This window comes from Streptococcus sp. KHUD_015, from assembly GCF_051106265.1.
Lineage (GTDB): Bacteria > Bacillota > Bacilli > Lactobacillales > Streptococcaceae > Streptococcus.
The window spans coordinates 257,439-277,345 of record NZ_CP193665.1; the positions used below are offsets into that span (position 1 = coordinate 257,439).

Genomic DNA, 19,907 nt, shown 5'->3' on the forward strand with positions numbered 1-19,907 from the left:
TGATAGTAAATGAAATCGGTATCTTTTTTAATAAAAACAAAAATAACATTCATAAATAAACGTTAAAATAGAAAATTCAGAAAATTTCTTCTTTTCTCTTGAAAAATCTTGAAAAAATGGTATGATAGTAACAAGTTATTTTTAAGAGGAAAGAAAGGGGAACAATGGAGAAAATCAGTTTAGAATCTCCTAAGACGGGGTCGGACCTAGTTTTGGAAACACTTCGTGATTTAGGAATTGATACCATCTTTGGTTATCCTGGTGGTGCAGTCTTGCCTTTTTATGATGCGATATATAATTTTAAAGGCATTCGCCATATTCTAGGGCGCCATGAGCAAGGTTGTTTGCATGAAGCTGAAGGTTATGCTAAATCAACTGGAAAGTTGGGTGTTGCCGTCGTCACTAGCGGACCGGGAGCAACAAATGCCATTACAGGGATTGCGGATGCCATGAGCGATAGCGTTCCCCTTTTGGTCTTTACAGGTCAGGTGGCGCGAGCAGGGATTGGGAAGGATGCCTTTCAGGAGGCAGACATTGTGGGAATTACCATGCCAATCACTAAGTACAATTACCAAGTTCGTGAGACAGCTGATATTCCGCGTATCATTACGGAAGCTGTCCATATCGCGACTACAGGTCGACCAGGGCCAGTCGTCATTGACCTACCTAAAGACGTATCTGCTTTGGAAACAGACTTCATTTATTCACCAGAAGTGAACCTACCAAGCTATCAACCGACTCTTGAGCCAAATGATATGCAAATCAAGAAAATCTTGAAGCAATTGTCCAAGGCTAAAAAGCCAGTCTTGCTTGCTGGTGGTGGAATTAGCTATGCTGAAGCAGCTGCAGAATTAAATGAATTTGCAGAACGCTATCAAATTCCAGTGGTAACCAGTCTTTTGGGGCAAGGTACGATTGCAACGAGTCACCCACTCTTCCTTGGAATGGGCGGTATGCACGGGTCATTCGCAGCTAATATTGCCATGACGGAAGCGGACTTTATGATTAGTATTGGTTGCCGTTTCGATGACCGCTTGACAGGAAATCCTAAGACCTTCGCTAAGAATGCCAAGGTTGCTCACATTGATATTGACCCTGCCGAGATTGGCAAGATTATCAGTGCAGATATTCCAGTAGTTGGAGATGCTAAGAAAGCCTTGCAAATGTTGCTGGCTGAGCCGACAGTTCATAACAATACTGAGAAATGGATTGAAAAAGTTACTAAAGACAAGAACCGCGTTCGTTCTTATGACAAGAAAGAGCGTGTGGTTCAGCCGCAAGCTGTTATTGAACGAATTGGTGAATTAACTAATGGAGATGCCATTGTGGTAACAGACGTTGGTCAACACCAAATGTGGACAGCTCAGTATTATCCCTACCAAAATGAACGTCAGTTAGTGACTTCAGGTGGTTTGGGAACGATGGGATTCGGAATTCCAGCAGCAATTGGGGCTAAAATTGCTAACCCAGATAAGGAAGTAGTCTTGTTTGTTGGGGATGGTGGTTTCCAAATGACTAACCAGGAATTGGCTATTTTGAACATTTACAAGGTGCCAATTAAGGTGGTTATGCTGAACAACCACTCACTTGGAATGGTTCGCCAATGGCAGGAATCCTTCTATGAAGGTAGAACGTCTGAGTCGGTCTTTGATACCCTTCCTGATTTCCAATTGATGGCGCAGGCTTATGGTATTAAAAACTATAAGTTTGACAATCCTGATACCTTGGCTCAAGACCTTGAAGTGATCACTGAGGATGTACCTATGCTAATCGAGGTAGATATTTCTCGTAAGGAACAGGTGTTACCAATGGTACCAGCTGGTAAGAGTAATCATGAGATGTTGGGGGTGAAGTTCCATGCGTAGAATGTTAACAGCAAAACTACAAAATCGTTCAGGAGTCCTCAATCGCTTTACTGGCGTTTTGTCTCGTCGTCAGGTTAATATCGAAAGCATCTCTGTTGGAGCAACAGAAGATCCGAATGTATCGCGTATCACTATTATTATTGATGTTGCTTCTCATGATGAAGTGGAGCAAATCATCAAGCAACTTAATCGTCAGATTGATGTGATTCGCATTCGAGATATTACAGACAAGCCTCATTTAGAGCGCGAGGTGATTTTGGTTAAGATGTCAGCGCCAGCTGAGAAGCGAGCTGAGATTCTAGCGATTATTCAACCTTTCCGTGCAACAGTGGTAGACGTAGCACCAAGCTCGATTACCATTCAGATGACAGGAAATGCTGAAAAGAGTGAAGCTCTATTGAGAGTTATTCGACCATATGGTATTCGAAATATTGCCCGTACAGGGGCAACTGGATTTACCCGTGATTAAAAAATCAATTAAGATTTGTTAAAGTAGATTACAAGATAATAAAAAAATAGAAAAGAGAGAAAAACTATGGCAGTTCAAATGGAATATGAAAAAGATGTTAAAGTAGCAGCACTTGACGGTAAAAAAATCGCCGTTATCGGTTATGGTTCACAAGGACATGCGCATGCTCAAAACTTGCGTGACTCAGGTCGCGATGTCATCATCGGTGTACGTCCAGGTAAATCTTTTGACAAAGCAAAAGAAGATGGATTTGACACTTACACAGTAGCAGAAGCTACTAAATTGGCTGACGTTATCATGATTTTGGCACCAGACGAAATCCAACAAGAATTGTACGAAGCAGAAATCGCTCCAAACTTGGAAGCTGGGAATGCAGTTGGATTTGCTCACGGTTTCAATATTCACTTTGAGTTTATCAAAGTTCCTGCGGATGTAGATGTTTTTATGTGTGCACCTAAAGGACCAGGACACTTGGTACGTCGTACTTATGAAGAAGGATTTGGTGTACCAGCTCTTTATGCAGTATACCAAGATGCAACAGGAAATGCGAAAAACATTGCTATGGACTGGTGTAAAGGTGTTGGATCTGCCCGTGTAGGTCTTCTTGAAACAACATACAAAGAAGAAACTGAAGAAGATTTGTTTGGTGAACAAGCTGTACTTTGTGGTGGTTTGACTGCCCTTATCGAAGCAGGTTTCGAAGTCTTGACAGAAGCAGGATATGCTCCAGAATTGGCTTACTTTGAAGTTCTTCACGAAATGAAATTGATTGTTGACTTGATTTACGAAGGTGGATTCAAGAAAATGCGTCAATCTATTTCAAACACTGCTGAGTATGGTGACTATGTATCAGGTCCACGTGTGATTACTGAGCAAGTTAAAGAAAACATGAAAGCTGTCTTGGCAGACATCCAAAATGGTAAATTTGCAAATGACTTTGTAAATGACTACAAAGCTGGACGTCCAAAATTGACTGCTTACCGTGAACAAGCAGCTAACCTTGAAATTGAAAAAGTTGGTGCAGAATTGCGTAAAGCAATGCCATTCGTTGGTAAAAACGACGATGATGCATTCAAAATCTATAACTAATTGATAGAAATTAAGGTGAAGGCGAGTTGGGGGACTAACTCGCTTTTATAATCAATTCATTTCTCTTTTAAGGGGATGGATTGTGATAGTATGAAATAGTCTAGGAGAAAAAGATGTTAAGTTCAAAAGATATCATCAAGGCTCATAAGGTCTTGAACGGTGTGGTTGTGAATACCCCACTGGATTACGACCATTATTTATCGGAGAAGTATGGTGCTAAGATTTATTTGAAAAAAGAAAATGCTCAGCGTGTTCGCTCCTTTAAAATTCGTGGTGCCTATTATGCCATTTCCCAGCTCAGCAAGGAAGAGCGTGAACGTGGGGTAGTCTGTGCTTCTGCAGGAAATCATGCGCAGGGAGTTGCCTATACTTGTAATGAGATGAAAATTCCTGCTACTATCTTTATGCCCATTACTACGCCGCAACAAAAGATTGGTCAAGTTCGCTTTTTTGGTGGGGACTTCGTAACCATTAAACTAGTTGGAGATACCTTTGATGCCTCAGCTAAAGCAGCTCAAGAATTTACAGTCTCTGAAAATCGTACCTTTATTGATCCTTTTGATGATGCACATGTTCAAGCTGGTCAAGGGACCGTTGCTTATGAGATTTTAGAAGAAGCTCGAAAAGAATCGATTGATTTTGATGCTGTCTTGGTTCCTGTTGGAGGTGGCGGTCTGATTGCTGGGGTTTCTACCTATATCAAAGAAACAAATCCAGAGATTGAAGTCATCGGAGTAGAGGCTAATGGGGCACGTTCCATGAAGGCTGCCTTTGAAGCTGGTGGGCCTGTCAAACTCAAAGAAATTGATAAATTTGCGGATGGGATTGCTGTGCAAAAGGTAGGTCAGTTGACCTATGAGGCAACTCGTCAACATGTTCAAACTTTGGTAGGTGTCGATGAGGGATTGATTTCTGAAACCTTGATTGACCTCTACTCTAAGCAAGGGATTGTCGCAGAACCTGCTGGAGCGGCTAGTATCGCCTCTTTAGAGGTTTTAGCTGAATATATCAAGGGGAAAACCATTTGTTGTATCATTTCTGGAGGAAATAATGATATCAACCGTATGCCAGAAATGGAAGAGCGTGCCTTGATTTATGATGGCATCAAGCATTACTTTGTGGTCAATTTTCCACAGCGTCCAGGAGCTTTGCGTGAGTTTGTAAATGATATCTTGGGGCCAAATGATGATATCACACGTTTTGAGTATATCAAACGAGCTAGTAAGGGAACAGGTCCAGTATTAATTGGGATCGCTTTAGCAGATAAGCATGATTATGCAGGCTTGATTCGTCGCATGGAAGGTTTTGATCCATCTTATATTAACTTAAATGGTAATGAAACGCTCTACAATATGCTTGTCTGAGGACTAATAAAAAAATATCATATTATTTGTACAACTGATGTATAGGTGTTATAATGAGAGTGAAGAAAGGGGGCGATTCCTATGGACTTAGGAAATCTATCGTGCTATTTCTACTACAACTCACTATAGCACCTATTATTTTTTATTTCAGTTTATAATAATAAAGAAGAATGACTTGTTATATATAGGGTTGTTTTTTAGAATACTATATTATATATATATCTAATTTTAAGTTTGATTAAATATAATAGGAATTAGAAAAAATAATCAATGCTTATAAGGTAGATTTGGTGAGTTGATTGAATATAGTATATGATAGCAATAATATGAGGCGAGTAGAACATTTGGAATACTAGGAAGTGCTATTCTAAATGCTGATTGTAATAGCGGTGTGTTATAAGAATATGCAAAATTTGATGAGATAAGTCAATTGTACCGGTTAAAAAAGTTAAATAGTAACAGGAAGGTAACCAAAGGAAATAGAAAGGACAAAATAGATATGAGATAGTCCGAAAAGGAAGATTCTCTTTGACAAACTTATAGATTAAAATGAAGATATAGAATATGACTCCTGTTTATCCTATTGAGAAACTGGTATTTTTTCTCGATGAATATTTTTGCGAATTTGAAGTTTAATAATTCAATTGTTTTCGGGGCGCTTACTAATGGGTTATAGCAACTAAAAACCTATATATTATCGGCTTTAAAAAAGAAGTAATAAAAAACTAAATCATTTGTTTTATTGAATATATGTTTTTTTATTGACAAAAGACATAAAAACGTATAGAATAATATATCGTAAAGAAGAAAATAGGAGAAGGACATGGCTAAGTCAAACTTTGAAAAAGTAGAATCAGTTGTTGGCTGGGTTCGTGATAAGAAAATCACAGGCTACCGTATCTCTAAAGAAACGAATGCGCGTGAAATGTCTATCATTGCTCTAGCGCAGGGTCGTGCAAAAGTAAAAAATATTTCATTTGAAACAGCTCTAGGTTTAATTGATTTCTATGAAAAAAATCATGAAAAATTTGAAGATTAATCTTTGGATAATGGCGGATTCTTGAATTGGGTCTGCCTTTTCATTTTGAGGACAGCAAAAAGACTGCACGATTGATGCAGCCTTTTCTTTTTATTTGATACTCTTCGAAAATCAAATTCAAACCACGTCAGCTTAACCTTGCCGTACTCAAGTACAGCCTGCGGCTAGCTTCCTAGTTTGCTCTTTGATTTTCATTGAGTATGAGATAGCGTTGAAGGAACTCTTTTGTTCGGTCTTCTTTAGGATTGGTGAAGAGGTCTTCTGGCTTACCTTCTTCAGCAATGACACCCTTATCCATAAAGATAACACGGTGAGAGACATCACGAGCGAATTCCATCTCGTGAGTCACGACAATCATAGTCAAGCCTTCTTGGGCCAGTTCCTGCATGATTTTGAGGACTTCTCCAACCATTTCTGGATCGAGAGCTGATGTTGGTTCGTCAAAGAGAATAGCGTCTGGATTCATGGAGAGGGCACGAGCGATAGCCACACGTTGTTTTTGACCGCCTGAGAGTTGTTTGGGTTTCGCTTGCCAGTAGCGTTCTCCCATGCCGACTTTTTCTAGGTTTTCTTTGGCGATCTTTTCAGCTTCTGTGCGTTCACGTTTAAGGACTGTTGTCTGAGCGACTATTGTGTTTTCAAGAACGTTGAGATTTTCAAAGAGGTTAAAGGATTGGAAAACCATTCCCAATTTTTCACGGTATTGCGTGAGGTCGTAGCCTTTTTCGAGGACGTTTTGTCCATGATAAAGGATTTGTCCATCAGTTGGTGTTTCAAGTAGGTTAATGGAGCGTAGGAAGGTCGATTTCCCGCTTCCAGAGCTTCCGATGATAGAGATAACTTCTCCCTTGTGGACAGTGAGAGAAATGTCTTTTAGCACTTCGTTTTGTCCATAGGATTTTTTGAGGTGTTTAATTTCAAGGATTGCTTGGGTCATTATTTCAAATCCTCCGTTTGCATTTGGTTAGCACCTGTAGTATAGGTATCCATGTCCATTCGGCGTTCGATGAAGCGGAGGATACGTGTTACGGTGAAGGTGAGGACAAAGTAAATCACGGCGATGATTGTAAATGTCTGGAAGTATTGATAAGTTTGTGTTGCCACGGTATTTCCTGAGAAATAAAGTTCGACAACAGAGATAACGTTCAATACAGATGTATCTTTGATATTGATGACAAATTCATTACCAGTTGCAGGTAGGATGTTACGGATAACCTGAGGCAGGACAATCTTACGCATGGTTTGGTTATGGGTCATACCAAGAGCAGTCGCAGCTTCAAATTGTCCCTTGTCAACTGCTAGGATACCACCACGGACGATTTCAGTCATGTAGGCACCAGTGTTAATCGAAACGATGAAGATAGCGGCCAGTGTACGGTCAAGGTTGATACCGAAAGCTTGGGCAGTTCCATAGTAGATAACCATCGATTGAACGATCATTGGTGTGCCACGGAAAATTTCAATGTAGACATTGAGGATCCAGCCGACTAGTTTTTGTAGGCTATAAATGGCTTTATTCTCAGATAGAGGAGCAGTACGGAAGACACCAATGGCAAGTCCAATAATGAGCCCTGTGATAGTTCCGATGATAGAGATTAAAAGAGTGATACCAGCACCACGCAAGAGTTGTTGCCAGTTTTCAGAAAGAATTTTAGCTACTTGGCTGAGGAAACTACTGCTAGCCTCCTCAGTTGTTGTAGCTTCTGCAGGTTGTTCCTTGATCATACGATCCATCAAGGCAACTTGGTCGTCTTTTGAAATGGTTTCAATGCTGGCATTGATTTGGCTAATACGATTGTCATCTTTACGAAGTCCAATGGCGATAGCTGTATCTTCTTCCCCAGTTTTGAAACCTGGTTCCACTTGGACCATCTTGAACTTAGAGTTAGCAGCTTCAGCAGTCAGAGCTTCTGGGCGTTCAGAAACATAGGCATCGATGACACCAGCCTCAAGAGCTTGGCGCATTTGGGCGAAGTCTCCCATGGCTGTTTCTTTTTTAGCACCTGAGATTTGTGCAATCAAGTCGTAGAGGTAGACACCTTGTTGAGAAGTGATTTTCGCACCATTAAAGTCATCTAAAGATTTAGCATTTGCGTAGGCAGAATCTTTTTTGACTAGTAGAACTGGTTCGCTAGTGTAGTAACTGCTTGAAAAGGCAATTTCTTGTTTACGTTCGGCAGTTGGACTCATACCTGCGATAATCATGTCAATCTTACCAGAAGTAAGGGCAGGGACTAGACCTTCCCACTTGGTTTTAACAACCAAAGGTTCTTTACCTAAGTCCTTAGCGATTTTCTTGGCGATTTGAACATCGTATCCGTTAGCGTACTGGTTAGTCCCGTCGATTTTGACAGCTCCATTGCTATCATCATCCTGAGTCCAGTTAAAGGGAGCATATGCTGCTTCCATTCCGATGCGTAAATATTCATCGGCTTGGGCAACATTAACAAATCCCAGCATCAGCAAGAGACTTGTGAAAATAGATAAGTATATTTTTCTCATGATTTCTCCTATTTCTAATCTATTAAAAAATAACTGTCTCCTATTTTATCGAAAAAAACTCTATTTTTCAATATAGGTAAGCCCTTACTTGAGAAAAAATGATATAATGATAACAAATATAAAAAGGGGGCTTAGTTGATGAAAAAAACTTTTTTCTTACTAGTGTTAGGCTTGTTTTGTCTTCTGCCATTCTCTGTTTTTGCCATTGATTTCAAGATAAACTCTTATCAAGGTGATTTGTATATTCATGCAGACAATACAGCAGAATTTAGACAGAAGATAGTTTACCAGTTTGAGGAGGACTTTAAGGGTCAAATCGTGGGGCTTGGTCGTGCAGGCAAGATGCCTAGCGGATTTGACATTGACCCTCATCCAAAGGTTCAGGCTTCGAAAAATGGTGCTGAACTGACAGATGTTACGAGCGAAGTGACAGAAGGAGCAGATGGTTATACTGTTAAAGTTTATAATCCAGGTCAAGATGGCGATACAGTTGAAGTTGACCTTATCTGGAACTTAAAGAATTTGCTTTTCCTTTATGATGATATCGCTGAATTAAATTGGCAGCCTCTGACAGATAGTTCAGGGACTATTGGAAAGTTTGAATTTCATGTAAGGGGAGACAAGGGGGCTGAAAAACTCTTTTTCCACACAGGGCAACTTTTTAGAGAGGGAACGGTTGAAAAGAGTAATCTTGATTATACTATTCGTTTAGACGATCTTCCACCTAAGCGTGGAGTTGAATTGCATGCCTACTGGCCTAGGACCGATTTTACTAGCGCTAGGGATCAGGGATTGAAAGGGAATCGTTTAGAAGAGTTTAATAAGATAGAAGGCTCGATTGTTAAAGAAAAAGAGCAAAGTAAACAACTCCTTACTTGGGTATTTCCTTTGCTACTTTCCATTTCCTTGTTATTGAGCGTCTGCTTCTATTTTATCTATAGAAGAAAGACCACTCCTTCAGTCAAATATGCCAAAAATCATCGTCTCTATGAACCACCAATGGAATTAGAGCCTATGGTTTTATCAGAGGCTGTTTACTCGACCTCCTTGGAGGAAGTGAGTCCTCTAACAAAAGGAGCAGGTAAATTCACCTTTGACCAACTTATTCAAGCTACCTTGTTAGATGTGATAGACCGTGGGAATGTTTCTATTATTTCAGAAGGAGACGCAGTTGGTTTGAGGCTGGTAAAAGAAGATGGTTTGTCCAGTTTTGAGAAAGACTGCCTAAATCTGGCCTTTTCAGGAAAAAAAGAAGCAACTCTTTCCAATTTGTTTGCGGATTACAAGGTATCTGATAGTCTTTATCGTAGAGCAAAAGTCTCTGATGAAAAACGGATTCAAGCAAAGGGGCGTCAGCTCAAATCATCTTTTGAAGAGGTATTGAAAGAGATGCAAGAAGGAGTGAGAAAGCGAGTTTCCTTCTGGGGACTTCCAGATTATTATCGTCCTTTAACTGGTGGGGAAAAGGCCTTGCAAGTAGGTATGGGACTCTCTACTATTTTACCCCTATTTATTGGATTTGGCTTTTTCTTGTATAGTTTGGATGTTCATGCTTATTTTTACCTCCCCTTGCCAATACTTGGTTTTCTAGGTTTGGTTTTGGCTGTTTTCTATTATTGGAAGCTTCGATTAGATAATCGTGATGGTGTCCTAAATGAAGCAGGAGCAGAAGTCTACTATCTCTGGACCAGTTTTGAAAATATGTTGCGTGAGATTGCACGATTGGATCAGGCTGAATTGGAAAGTATTGTGGTCTGGAATCGCCTCTTGGTCTATGCGACTTTATTTGGCTATGCGGACAAGGTCAGCCATTTGATGAAGGTTCATCACATCCAAGTAGAAAATCCAGATATCAATCTCTATGTAGCTTATGGCTGGCATAATATGTTTTATCATTCAAGCGCGCAAATGAGCCACTATGCTAGTGTCGCAAATACAGCAAGTACCTACTCCGTATCTTCTGGAAGTGGAAGTTCTGGCGGTGGCTTCTCTGGTGGCGGCGGTGGTGGCAGTATCGGTGCCTTTTAAAGAGAGCTATCACAGGCTGAAAAAATATGCTATAATGGAAGATAGAAAAAAAGGAGTAATCTATGTATCTTATTGAAATTTTAAAATCTATCTTCTTCGGGATTGTTGAAGGAATTACGGAATGGTTGCCGATTTCTAGTACAGGTCACTTGATTTTAGCAGAGGAATTTATCCAATATCAAAATCAAAACGAAGCCTTTATGTCCATGTTTAATGTTGTAATTCAATTAGGTGCGATTTTGGCGGTCATGGTTATTTACTTTAATAAGCTCAATCCTTTCAAACCGACTAAGGACAAGCAGGAAGTTCGTAAGACTTGGAGACTATGGTTGAAGGTCTTGGTTGCAACTTTACCTTTGCTTGCCGTATTTAAGTTTGATGATTGGTTTGATACCCATTTCCATAACATGGTTTCTGTTGCTCTCATGTTGATTATTTATGGGATTGCCTTTATCTATTTGGAAAAGCGCAATAAAGCGCGTGCTATCGAGCCAAGTGTAACAGAGTTGGACAAACTTCCTTATACGACAGCTTTCTATATCGGACTCTTCCAAGTTCTTGCCCTTTTACCAGGAACTAGCCGTTCTGGAGCCACAATCGTCGGTGGTTTATTGAATGGAACCAGTCGTTCTGTTGTGACAGAATTTACCTTCTATCTTGGGATTCCTGTTATGTTTGGAGCTAGTGCCTTAAAGATTTTCAAATTTGTGAAAGCAGGACAGGTCTTGAGCTTTGGGCAATTGTTCTTGCTCTTGGTTGCGATGGGAGTAGCCTTTGCAGTCAGCATGGTCGCTATTCGTTTCTTGACAAGCTATGTGAAAAAACACGACTTTACTCTTTTTGGTAAATACCGTATCGTGCTTGGTGGTGTCTTGCTACTTTATAGCTTTGTTCGTTTATTTGTATAAGAAAAACCTTGAAGGGGCAACTCTTCAAGGTTTTATACTCCATGAAAATCAAAAAGCAAACTAGGAAGCTAGCCGCAGGCTGCTCAAAGCACTGCTTTGAGGTTGTAAATAAGACTGACAGAGTCAGTAACATATACCTACGGTAAGGTGACGCTGACGTGGTTTGAAGAGATTTTCGAAGAGTATTAAAATCCAGTCACGGTAATCCCCAATAGGCGGACACCTCTTTCTTTCTCGCTTAATTCTTCATAGAGTTGCAGGGCTATTTGGCCTATCTGACTAGCATCCTGTGTTTTTTGAGAAAGACTTTTTCGTTTAGTAAGAGTTGAAAAGTCCTCGTAGCGGATTTTCAGAATGACAATTTTTCCAGTTTTCTCTTGTTGATTGAGATTGAGAGCGACTCGTTCTGATAGGAGAGTCAACTCTTTTTTGATGTCTTCCTCGGCACGGAGAATCTTTCCATAGGTTTTCTCTTTGCCGATTGATTTACGGATGCGATTGGATTTGACGGGGGAGTTGTGAATGCCACGAGCCTTTCGATAAAGGTCATAGCCCAGTCTGCCAAAACGGTCTATTAGAGTCACTTCAGGAACTTCAAGTAGGTCAGCGCCAGTAAAAACCCCCATTTGATGCAGACGTTCTACTGTCTTTTTTCCTACTCCATGAAACTTGGAAATATCCATTTGTTTGAGAAAATCCTCAGCCTGGTCAGGTAGAATCACTGTCATACCATGTGGTTTTTGATAATCACTGGCCATTTTAGCTAAGAATTTGTTGTAGGAAACACCGGCAGAAGCAGTTAGATGAAGTTCTTGCCAGATATCCTCTTGAATGAGGCGAGCGATTTTGACCGCTGACTTAATCCCGAGTTTATTTTCTGTTACATCCAAATAGGCTTCGTCAATGCTCATGGGTTCAATCAAATCTGTATAGCGCTTAAAAATAGCTCGAATCTGGAGGCCCACAGACTTATATTTCTCATAATTCCCTGAGATGAAGACGGCCTGGGGACAACGCTCATAGGCTTCCTTGGAACTCATGGCAGAATGGATACCAAAAGCTCGTGCCTCATAGCTACAGGTAGAAACGACACCACGTCCACCTGTTTGCCGAGGGTCACTTCCGATAATGACAGGTTTTCCTCTGAGTTTAGGATTATCCCTGATTTCTACCGCAGCAAAAAAGGCATCCATGTCAATATGGATGATTTTTCTTGATAAATCATTCAATAAGGGAAAAATCAACATGCCTAGCACCTTTTTTACAGCTTATTTTCTTTTATTATACCCTTTTTTCTGAAAAAAGGAAAAAAGGGTATATTTTTTTCAAAAATATAATACAGTTTAGGGCGAAATATAGACTGTTTTAGAAAAGAAAGTGTAAAAACAGGGGTTTGTTACTTGTTGAAATCGGTTACTGTGTGGTATACTTGTCTCATGAATGTAACAGATGACTGTTACTAGAAAGAAAAAAGAGGACATTAACATGGTTGTTAAGACAGTTGTTGAAGCACAAGATATTTTTGACAAAGCTTGGGAAGGCTTCAAAGGCGTAGATTGGAAAGAAAAAGCAAGTGTATCACGCTTCGTACAAGCTAACTACACACCTTATGATGGAGACGAAAGCTTCCTTGCTGGACCAACAGAACGTTCACTTCACATCAAAAAAATTGTAGAAGAAACTAAGGCTCACTACGAAGAAACTCGTTTCCCAATGGACACTCGTCCAACATCTATCGCTGACATCCCAGCAGGATTTATCGATAAAGAAAACGAAGTTATCTTTGGTATCCAAAATGATGAACTCTTCAAATTGAACTTCATGCCAAAAGGTGGTATCCGTATGGCTGAAACTACTTTGAAAGAAAATGGATACGAACCAGACCCAGCTGTTCACGAAATCTTCACTAAATATGTAACAACAGTTAACGACGGTATTTTCCGTGCCTACACTTCAAATATCCGTCGCGCTCGTCACGCACACACTGTAACTGGTCTTCCAGATGCATACTCACGCGGACGTATCATCGGTGTTTACGCACGTCTTGCTCTTTACGGTGCAGACTACTTGATGCAAGAAAAAGTAAACGACTGGAATGCAATCGAAGAAATCGATGAAGAAACAATCCGTCTTCGTGAAGAAATCAATCTTCAATACCAAGCATTGCAACAAGTTGTTCGCTTGGGTGATCTTTACGGAGTTGACGTTCGCAAACCAGCGATGAACGTTAAAGAAGCAATCCAATGGGTTAACATCGCCTTCATGGCTGTCTGCCGTGTAATCAACGGTGCGGCTACATCTCTAGGTCGTGTGCCAATTGTACTTGACATCTTTGCAGAACGTGACCTTGCTCGTGGTACATTTACTGAATCAGAAATCCAAGAATTCGTTGATGATTTCGTTATGAAACTTCGTACAGTTAAATTTGCTCGTACAAAAGCTTACGACCAATTGTACTCAGGTGACCCAACTTTCATCACAACTTCTATGGCAGGTATGGGTAACGACGGTCGTCACCGTGTTACTAAGATGGACTACCGTTTCTTGAACACTCTTGACAACATCGGTAACTCTCCAGAACCAAACTTGACAGTTCTTTGGACTGATAAATTGCCATACAACTTCCGTCGCTACTGTATGCACATGAGCCACAAACACTCTTCTATCCAATACGAAGGTGTAACAACAATGGCTAAAGACGGATATGGTGAAATGAGCTGTATCTCATGCTGTGTGTCTCCGCTTGACCCAGAAAATGAAGAACAACGCCACAACATCCAGTACTTCGGTGCGCGTGTAAACGTATTGAAAGCCCTTCTTACTGGTTTGAACGGTGGTTACGACGATGTTCACAAAGACTACAAAGTATTTGACATCGAACCAATCCGTGACGAAGTTCTTGAATTCGAATCAGTTAAAGCTAACTTTGAAAAATCTCTTGACTGGTTGACTGACACTTACGTAGATGCTTTGAACATCATCCACTACATGACTGATAAGTACAACTACGAAGCTGTTCAAATGGCCTTCTTGCCAACTAAACAACGTGCCAACATGGGATTCGGTATCTGTGGATTTGCCAACACTGTTGATACATTGTCAGCTATCAAGTACGCTACAGTTAAACCAATCCGTGACGAAAATGGCTACATCTACGATTACGAAACAATCGGTGAATACCCACGTTGGGGTGAAGATGACCCACGTTCAAACGAATTGGCAGAATGGTTGATCGAAGCTTACACAACTCGTCTACGTAGCCACAAACTTTACAAAGACGCTGAAGCTACAGTATCACTTTTGACAATCACATCTAACGTTGCTTACTCTAAACAAACTGGTAACTCACCAGTCCACAAAGGTGTATACCTCAACGAAGATGGTTCTGTGAACTTGTCTAAACTGGAATTCTTCTCACCAGGTGCTAACCCATCTAACAAAGCTAAAGGTGGATGGTTGCAAAACTTGAACTCACTTTCTAGCCTTGACTTTAGTTATGCAGCTGACGGTATCTCATTGACTACACAAGTATCACCTCGCGCTCTTGGTAAGACCCGTGACGAACAAGTTGATAACTTGGTAACAATCCTTGATGGTTACTTTGAAAACGGTGGACAACACGTTAACTTGAACGTTATGGACTTGAACGATGTTTATGAAAAGATCATGTCAGGTGAAGACGTTATCGTACGTATTTCTGGATACTGTGTAAACACTAAATACCTCACTCCAGAACAAAAAGCTGAGTTAACTCAACGTGTCTTCCACGAAGTTCTTTCAATGGATGATGCCTTGGATGCATTGAGCTAATCAAGTTCTTGAATAATGAAATAAGTAACCCTCGGTCAGTCGACTGAGGGTTGTTTTTTGGATTCTTATACTCTGACAAAATCTCTTCAAACCACGCTAGTTTTATCGGCTGACTTAAAGCAGTATTTTGAGAACTCTATAGCTTGCTTTCTAGTTTGTTCTTTGATTTTCATTGAGTATTAAATATTTTAAGTCATTCTCTGAAGTGTCTCACTTTGTTTAAAAAGAGTTGGTTGAGTTGAAGAGGTAGTCTGAAATAAAAACACCACACTTTGTTAGATACAAGGTGTGGTTGTATTTTATCTTTTAGACCAAGTTCTCTTCATAAAGAGAAGTAGGATTGGATAAATCTCCAAACGACCTGCAATCATTGCAAAGGAGAGGAGAATTTTTGAGATAGGACTAAAGATTGCGAAGCTAGAAGTGGTTCCTAGAATAGGTCCGATATTATTGAAACAGCTAAAGACAGCGCTGGTAACGATCAGGAAATCATTGCTGTCTAGACTGACAATAAAGATAAGTGATAACAAAATCATAGCATAGATGACAAAGTACTTGAGAATTTTATGCTGGGTATCTTTGTCAATCACAGTTTTATTAACATGGAGGGTCAAAACACGGTGGGGCGATAGGATTGACAAAATCTGATTTTTGGCAATTTTTGAAAGGATAAGGCCTCGAATAACCTTGAGTCCACCTGCGGTTGAACCAGCAGAACCACCGATTCCCATGAGGAAGAGGAGGATAAACTGGGAGAATAGGGGCCAGTTGGTAATGTCTCCGTAACCAAAACCAGTCGTTGTAATGATATTGGAAACTTGGAAGAAGGCCATTTCAAAACTCTTAGAAAATCCTGGGTAGAGATAGAGGGTATTGAGGCTGATCAAGCCTGTAGAAATTAGAACGATGATCAAGTAGGCACGAAGTTCTTCATCTCCAAAGAAGGATTTGACGCGACGGAGCATGAGGTAGTAGTAGAGGTTGAAATTTACCCCAAAAACCAGAACTCCGATACTAACTAGATAGGTAATCAGTGAGCTACCATAGTGGGCAATTCCGTCGTTATAGACGGTGAATCCCCCGGTACCTGCAGTCCCCATAGCGATAACAAAACTATCGTAGAGAGGCATACCGGCTAGATAGTAGATAATCACAAAAAGGGAAAAGAGGGCTAGATAAAGGAGATATAGAATCTGAGCGGTGTTTTTTAGCTTGGATACAACCTTACCGAATACGGGGCCAGGAACCTCAGCCTTCATTACCTCTAGGTGGCTGTTTTTGGCATTATCCATAATAGCAAGTGCAAAAACAAGCACTCCCATCCCTCCAATCAAATGGGTAAAACTTCGCCAGAAGAGGAGGGAGCGACTGAGGACCGAAACATCGTTTAGAATAGTTGCTCCAGTAGTTGTAAAGCCAGAACTAATCTCAAAAAAGGCATCGATAAGGCTGGGAATTTGCCCAGCAAAAACAAAGGGGAGCCCCCCAAAGAAAGACCAAAGGATCCAACAGAGGGCAACAATCAAAATTCCCTCCTTGGCGTAAATCCGTTGATTTTTTGGCTTTTGTAAAATTCCTGAACCACCTAGTAATACGAGAATCCCAATCGTTGTAAAGAGAGCTGTAAAGACTTGGCTCGATTCGCGGTAATAGACAGCGACAGCTACAGGAACCAAGAGGAGAACAGCTTCAATCAAAAGTAACTTTGAAAGGAGGTAACGAATCATACTTTTATTCATTTCTTACCTCGCGATCAAGTCATAAATCTTGGTGATGTTTGGCAACAAGGTTGTTACTAGGAGCTTGTCTCCTACTTCAAGCGTATCCTCCCCAGTAGGGAAAATAGTCTTGCCCTTTCGAATGATGGCTGCAATAAGAACCCCTTTTTTCAATTTTAGTTGAGAAAGAGGTTTGGCAGTCATTTTATTGGCTTCTTTGATATGGAATTGCAGGGTTTCGATTTGACCATTTGCTAGATGGTGCATGGCTTGAAGGTCTGAATACTGGGCATTAACCCGACCTCTAATAAAGTGCATGATTGTATCTACAGCGATGATTTTAGGTGTGATGATACTTGAAAAATCAGGCGCATGGATAATTTCAAGGAGACTAGTTCTGTTAACCTTGCTAATATTTTTTTGCACTCCGATACTATCAAGGAACATAGAGGTAATAATATTCTCTTCGTCAACTCCTGTTAGGGTTGCTACTGCATCATAGTTTTGAGCACTTTCTTCTAGTAAGATATCTTTTGCGGTACCATCTCCTTGGACAATATAGAGATTAGGGAATTTCTCACTAAAGAAACGTGCTCTTTCAGAGTTAATCTCGATGACTTTGGTATCGATACGACTGTCTTTGAGAATACCTAGTAGATAATAGGCAATTCTTCCAGCCCCGACGATGAGAAGGCTCTTCACAGCACGAGATTTGAAATAATTATGGAAGAGCATCATATCAACACGGTTACCAGTGACAAAGATTCTATCTTTATCCTGTATAGTCATGTCACCACTTGGGATGATAATTTGATGATCCCTCTCTATTGCACAGACAATGACATTGCCAAATTTTTTCCGAAAATCAGAAATGGGCATTTGGCAAAGACAGCTAGTGGATTTGACGACAAATTCCATGAGGCTAACGCGTCCACCAGCAAAGCGTTCGACAGAGAGGGCGTTGGGGAAGTCAATGATATTAGCGATGGCGCGGGCAGCCAAGAGCTCAGGGTTAACGATAAGAGAAAAACCGAGAATATTCTTTTCTTTGAAATAAGAGTTAGAATACTCAGGATTACGCACCCGAACGATAGTCTCTTTAGCCCCCATTTTCTTGGCTAGAACGGCTGCAATCATGTTTACTTCATCGTACTCAGTCAGGGCGATAAAGATGTCACAATCTTGGACGCTGGCTTGCTCAAGAATGGCAAAATCGGCCCCGTTACCAAGGATACCCATGATATCAAAGCGATTGACAATATGATTGAGGACGGCTTCGTCTTGCTCAATCAGTAAAACATCGTGCTTTTCTGCAACCAAGGAGCGACAGAGGGCAAAACCAACTTTTCCCCCTCCGACAAGGATAATTTTCATAATAAAACCTACTTTTTCATGATGTAACTATCATACCTTTTTTCAAGAAAAAATGCACCTACTAGCTAATAACAAGAGCTTTTAGTAGGAAATTTGCTATAAGGTAAAACTATACCCTAAGCAATTAAAATAGCTATTAGCACCTTTCTCTGAAATATGGTATGATAAAGGATATACAAGGAGATAAAATGAATAATAATTTGTTGGTACTACAATCAGACTTTGGTCTGGTTGATGGTGCGGTATCGGCTATGATTGGAGTGGCTTTAGAAGAGTCTCCAACCTTAAAAATTCATCATTTGACGCACGATATCACGCCTTATAATATTTTTGAGGGGAGTTACCGACTCTTTCAGACGGTGGATTACTGGCCTGAGGGAACTACTTTTGTATCGGTGGTCGATCCAGGTGTCGGCTCGAAACGTAAGAGTGTGGTTGCCAAGACTGCAAAAAATCAATACATTGTCACGCCAGACAATGGGACTCTTTCTTTTATTAAGAAACACGTTGGTATTGTAGCCATTCGTGAAATTTCTGAGGTAGCCAATAGACGTCAAAATACAGAGCATTCTTATACCTTCCACGGTCGTGATGTTTATGCTTATACTGGAGCTAAATTAGCCAGTGGTCACATTACTTTTGAGGAAGTGGGGCCAGAGCTCAGTGTGGATCAGATTGTGGAGCTTCCAGTCGTAGAGACTATCATTGAAGACAATTTAGTGAAGGGAGCTATTGATATTCTGGATGTGCGTTTCGGCTCGCTTTGGACCTCTATCACACGAGAAGAGTTTTATAAACTGGAACCAGAATTTGGTGACCGTTTTGAAGTGACTATCTATCACGCTGATATGCTGGTCTATCAAAATCAGGTTGTCTATGGCAAGTCATTTGCAGATGTGAGAATTGGGCAACCCATCCTTTACATCAACTCTCTCTATCGTTTAGGTCTGGCTATCAATCAAGGTTCCTTTGCCAAGGCCTATAATGTGGGTGTCGGTTCATCTTGGACCATTGAAATAAAGAAAATAGAATCATAAAATAGGAGAATATAGATGAAAAATCAATCAATTAAACAAGTTGTTGCTATCGGTGTTGGAGCTGCGCTCTTTGTTGTTATCGGTATGATTAGCATTCCGACACCCGTTCCAAATACAAGCATCCAGCTTCAGTATGCGGTACAGAGCCTCTTGTCTATCATTTTTGGCCCTCTAGTGGGATTACTTGTTGGTTTAATTGGGCATGCAGTGAAGGACTCTCTTGCTGGCTATGGTCTGTGGTGGACTTGGATTATTGCTAGTGGTCTCTTTGGTCTAGCTGTAGGACTCTTTAGAAAATACATTCGAGTAACACAAGGTGTTTTTGGGTTGAAGGATATTGTCTTCTTTAACCTCATTCAGATTGTTGCAAATGCTCTGGTTTGGGGTGTCTTGGCACCACTTGGAGACGTAGTGATTTATCAAGAAGCGGCAGAAAAAGTATTTGCCCAAGGAATTGTTGCGGGAATTGCTAATGCTGTAACTATAGCTATCGCAGGTACCCTTCTCTTGCTAGCTTATTCACGTACGCAAACTCGTTCAGGAAGTTTGAAAAAGGATTAACATAAGGGAAAAGGCTGGACAACCAGCCTTTTTCGATGTTTATAGATTAGTTAGGAAAGTAAGTTAGGATAGGAATATTTTTGGCGCTAAGATTTTAAGAGAAGAGTCTGCAAGAAGGGGTAGATTTATGATAAAATAGAAGT

15 protein-coding genes are annotated in these 19,907 nt (G+C 40.5%); 10 read left to right on the forward strand and 5 right to left on the reverse strand.

What is annotated here, in order from left to right:
* Positions 1-164 precede the first annotated feature (164 nt).
* The 5 genes from ACORHU_RS01275 to ACORHU_RS01295 all read left to right on the forward strand — a co-directional run bounded on the left by ACORHU_RS01275 (position 165) and on the right by ACORHU_RS01295 (position 5,826).
* The gene (locus tag ACORHU_RS01275; RefSeq protein ID WP_049533830.1) at positions 165-1,865 is read left to right on the forward strand and encodes an acetolactate synthase large subunit; all 1,701 of its coding nucleotides are present in this window, start codon (positions 165-167) and stop codon (positions 1,863-1,865) included.
* Positions 1,858-2,334, forward strand: coding sequence for an acetolactate synthase small subunit (gene ilvN, locus ACORHU_RS01280; protein ID WP_001253803.1), 477 nt, complete (start codon positions 1,858-1,860; stop codon positions 2,332-2,334). The genes ACORHU_RS01275 and ilvN overlap by 8 nt, the downstream gene beginning before the upstream one ends.
* A 66-nt stretch (positions 2,335-2,400) precedes the next feature.
* Positions 2,401-3,423 (forward strand): ketol-acid reductoisomerase, encoded by a 1,023-nt coding sequence (ilvC, locus tag ACORHU_RS01285; protein ID WP_076984303.1) that lies wholly within the window; start codon positions 2,401-2,403, stop codon positions 3,421-3,423.
* Positions 3,424-3,536: 113 nt separating this feature from the next.
* Positions 3,537-4,787 (forward strand): threonine ammonia-lyase IlvA, encoded by a 1,251-nt coding sequence (ilvA, locus tag ACORHU_RS01290; protein ID WP_033680756.1) that lies wholly within the window; start codon positions 3,537-3,539, stop codon positions 4,785-4,787.
* 823 nt (positions 4,788-5,610) lie between these two features.
* Positions 5,611-5,826, forward strand: a complete 216-nt coding sequence (locus tag ACORHU_RS01295) for a hypothetical protein (RefSeq protein WP_001130036.1) — start codon at positions 5,611-5,613, stop codon at positions 5,824-5,826.
* A gap of 172 nt (positions 5,827-5,998) precedes the next feature.
* On the opposite strand, the gene ACORHU_RS01300 is transcribed toward ACORHU_RS01295, so the two are convergent.
* A complete protein-coding gene (locus ACORHU_RS01300) occupies positions 5,999-6,763 on the reverse strand; it encodes an amino acid ABC transporter ATP-binding protein (protein ID WP_000189479.1) in 765 nt (254 codons plus the stop codon).
* Positions 6,763-8,328, reverse strand: coding sequence for an ABC transporter substrate-binding protein/permease (locus tag ACORHU_RS01305; protein ID WP_434364589.1), 1,566 nt, complete (start codon positions 8,326-8,328; stop codon positions 6,763-6,765). Before ACORHU_RS01305 ends, ACORHU_RS01300 begins: the two co-directional genes overlap by 1 nt.
* A gap of 138 nt (positions 8,329-8,466) precedes the next feature.
* Here ACORHU_RS01305 and ACORHU_RS01310 point away from each other — a divergent pair, with 138 nt between their 5' ends.
* Both ACORHU_RS01310 and ACORHU_RS01315 read left to right on the forward strand, forming a co-directional pair.
* Entirely contained in the window at positions 8,467-10,356 is a 1,890-nt protein-coding gene (locus ACORHU_RS01310; RefSeq protein WP_434364590.1) for a DUF2207 family protein, read from the forward strand.
* 62 nt (positions 10,357-10,418) lie between these two features.
* Positions 10,419-11,264 (forward strand): undecaprenyl-diphosphate phosphatase, encoded by an 846-nt coding sequence (locus ACORHU_RS01315; protein WP_434364591.1) that lies wholly within the window; start codon positions 10,419-10,421, stop codon positions 11,262-11,264.
* 185 nt (positions 11,265-11,449) lie between these two features.
* Here ACORHU_RS01315 and dinB read toward each other — a convergent pair whose 3' ends face one another.
* Positions 11,450-12,511 carry a DNA polymerase IV gene (gene dinB, locus ACORHU_RS01320; RefSeq protein ID WP_285305966.1) on the reverse strand — a complete coding sequence of 354 codons (1,062 nt, stop codon included), beginning with the start codon at positions 12,509-12,511 and terminating at the stop codon, positions 11,450-11,452.
* Between the two features lie 238 nt (positions 12,512-12,749).
* Here dinB and pflB point away from each other — a divergent pair, with 238 nt between their 5' ends.
* Positions 12,750-15,074: a formate C-acetyltransferase gene (pflB, locus tag ACORHU_RS01325; RefSeq protein WP_000260627.1), complete on the forward strand. Its 2,325-nt coding sequence runs from the start codon at positions 12,750-12,752 to the stop codon at positions 15,072-15,074.
* A 299-nt stretch (positions 15,075-15,373) separates the two neighbouring features.
* On the opposite strand, the gene ACORHU_RS01330 is transcribed toward pflB, so the two are convergent.
* On the reverse strand, positions 15,374-16,813 hold the full coding sequence (locus ACORHU_RS01330) for a TrkH family potassium uptake protein (protein WP_004248019.1): 1,440 nt from the start codon (positions 16,811-16,813) through the stop codon (positions 15,374-15,376).
* 3 nt (positions 16,814-16,816) lie between these two features.
* Entirely contained in the window at positions 16,817-18,166 is a 1,350-nt protein-coding gene (trkA, locus tag ACORHU_RS01335; RefSeq protein ID WP_000691678.1) for a Trk system potassium transporter TrkA, read from the reverse strand.
* A gap of 188 nt (positions 18,167-18,354) precedes the next feature.
* On the opposite strand from trkA, the gene ACORHU_RS01340 reads away from it, so the two are divergent.
* Positions 18,355-19,203, forward strand: coding sequence for an SAM hydrolase/SAM-dependent halogenase family protein (locus tag ACORHU_RS01340; RefSeq protein WP_153196201.1), 849 nt, complete (start codon positions 18,355-18,357; stop codon positions 19,201-19,203).
* A 15-nt stretch (positions 19,204-19,218) separates the two neighbouring features.
* Positions 19,219-19,764, forward strand: coding sequence for an ECF-type riboflavin transporter substrate-binding protein (locus ACORHU_RS01345; RefSeq protein WP_049533843.1), 546 nt, complete (start codon positions 19,219-19,221; stop codon positions 19,762-19,764).
* Positions 19,765-19,907 lie beyond the last annotated feature (143 nt).

Coding starts and splice junctions, on each gene's coding strand:
- pflB (WP_000260627.1), top strand. CDS start 12,750: ATGGTTGTTAAGACAGTTGTTGAAGCACAAGATATTTTTGACAAAGCT.
- ACORHU_RS01310 (WP_434364590.1), top strand. CDS start 8,467: ATGAAAAAAACTTTTTTCTTACTAGTGTTAGGCTTGTTTTGTCTTCTG.
- ACORHU_RS01275 (WP_049533830.1), top strand. CDS start 165: ATGGAGAAAATCAGTTTAGAATCTCCTAAGACGGGGTCGGACCTAGTT.
- ACORHU_RS01295 (WP_001130036.1), top strand. CDS start 5,611: ATGGCTAAGTCAAACTTTGAAAAAGTAGAATCAGTTGTTGGCTGGGTT.
- ilvC (WP_076984303.1), top strand. CDS start 2,401: ATGGCAGTTCAAATGGAATATGAAAAAGATGTTAAAGTAGCAGCACTT.
- ACORHU_RS01305 (WP_434364589.1), bottom strand. CDS start 8,328: ATGAGAAAAATATACTTATCTATTTTCACAAGTCTCTTGCTGATGCTG.
- ilvA (WP_033680756.1), top strand. CDS start 3,537: ATGTTAAGTTCAAAAGATATCATCAAGGCTCATAAGGTCTTGAACGGT.
- ACORHU_RS01330 (WP_004248019.1), bottom strand. CDS start 16,813: ATGAATAAAAGTATGATTCGTTACCTCCTTTCAAAGTTACTTTTGATT.
- ACORHU_RS01345 (WP_049533843.1), top strand. CDS start 19,219: ATGAAAAATCAATCAATTAAACAAGTTGTTGCTATCGGTGTTGGAGCT.
- ACORHU_RS01315 (WP_434364591.1), top strand. CDS start 10,419: ATGTATCTTATTGAAATTTTAAAATCTATCTTCTTCGGGATTGTTGAA.
- trkA (WP_000691678.1), bottom strand. CDS start 18,166: ATGAAAATTATCCTTGTCGGAGGGGGAAAAGTTGGTTTTGCCCTCTGT.
- ilvN (WP_001253803.1), top strand. CDS start 1,858: ATGCGTAGAATGTTAACAGCAAAACTACAAAATCGTTCAGGAGTCCTC.
- ACORHU_RS01340 (WP_153196201.1), top strand. CDS start 18,355: ATGAATAATAATTTGTTGGTACTACAATCAGACTTTGGTCTGGTTGAT.
- dinB (WP_285305966.1), bottom strand. CDS start 12,511: ATGTTGATTTTTCCCTTATTGAATGATTTATCAAGAAAAATCATCCAT.
- ACORHU_RS01300 (WP_000189479.1), bottom strand. CDS start 6,763: ATGACCCAAGCAATCCTTGAAATTAAACACCTCAAAAAATCCTATGGA.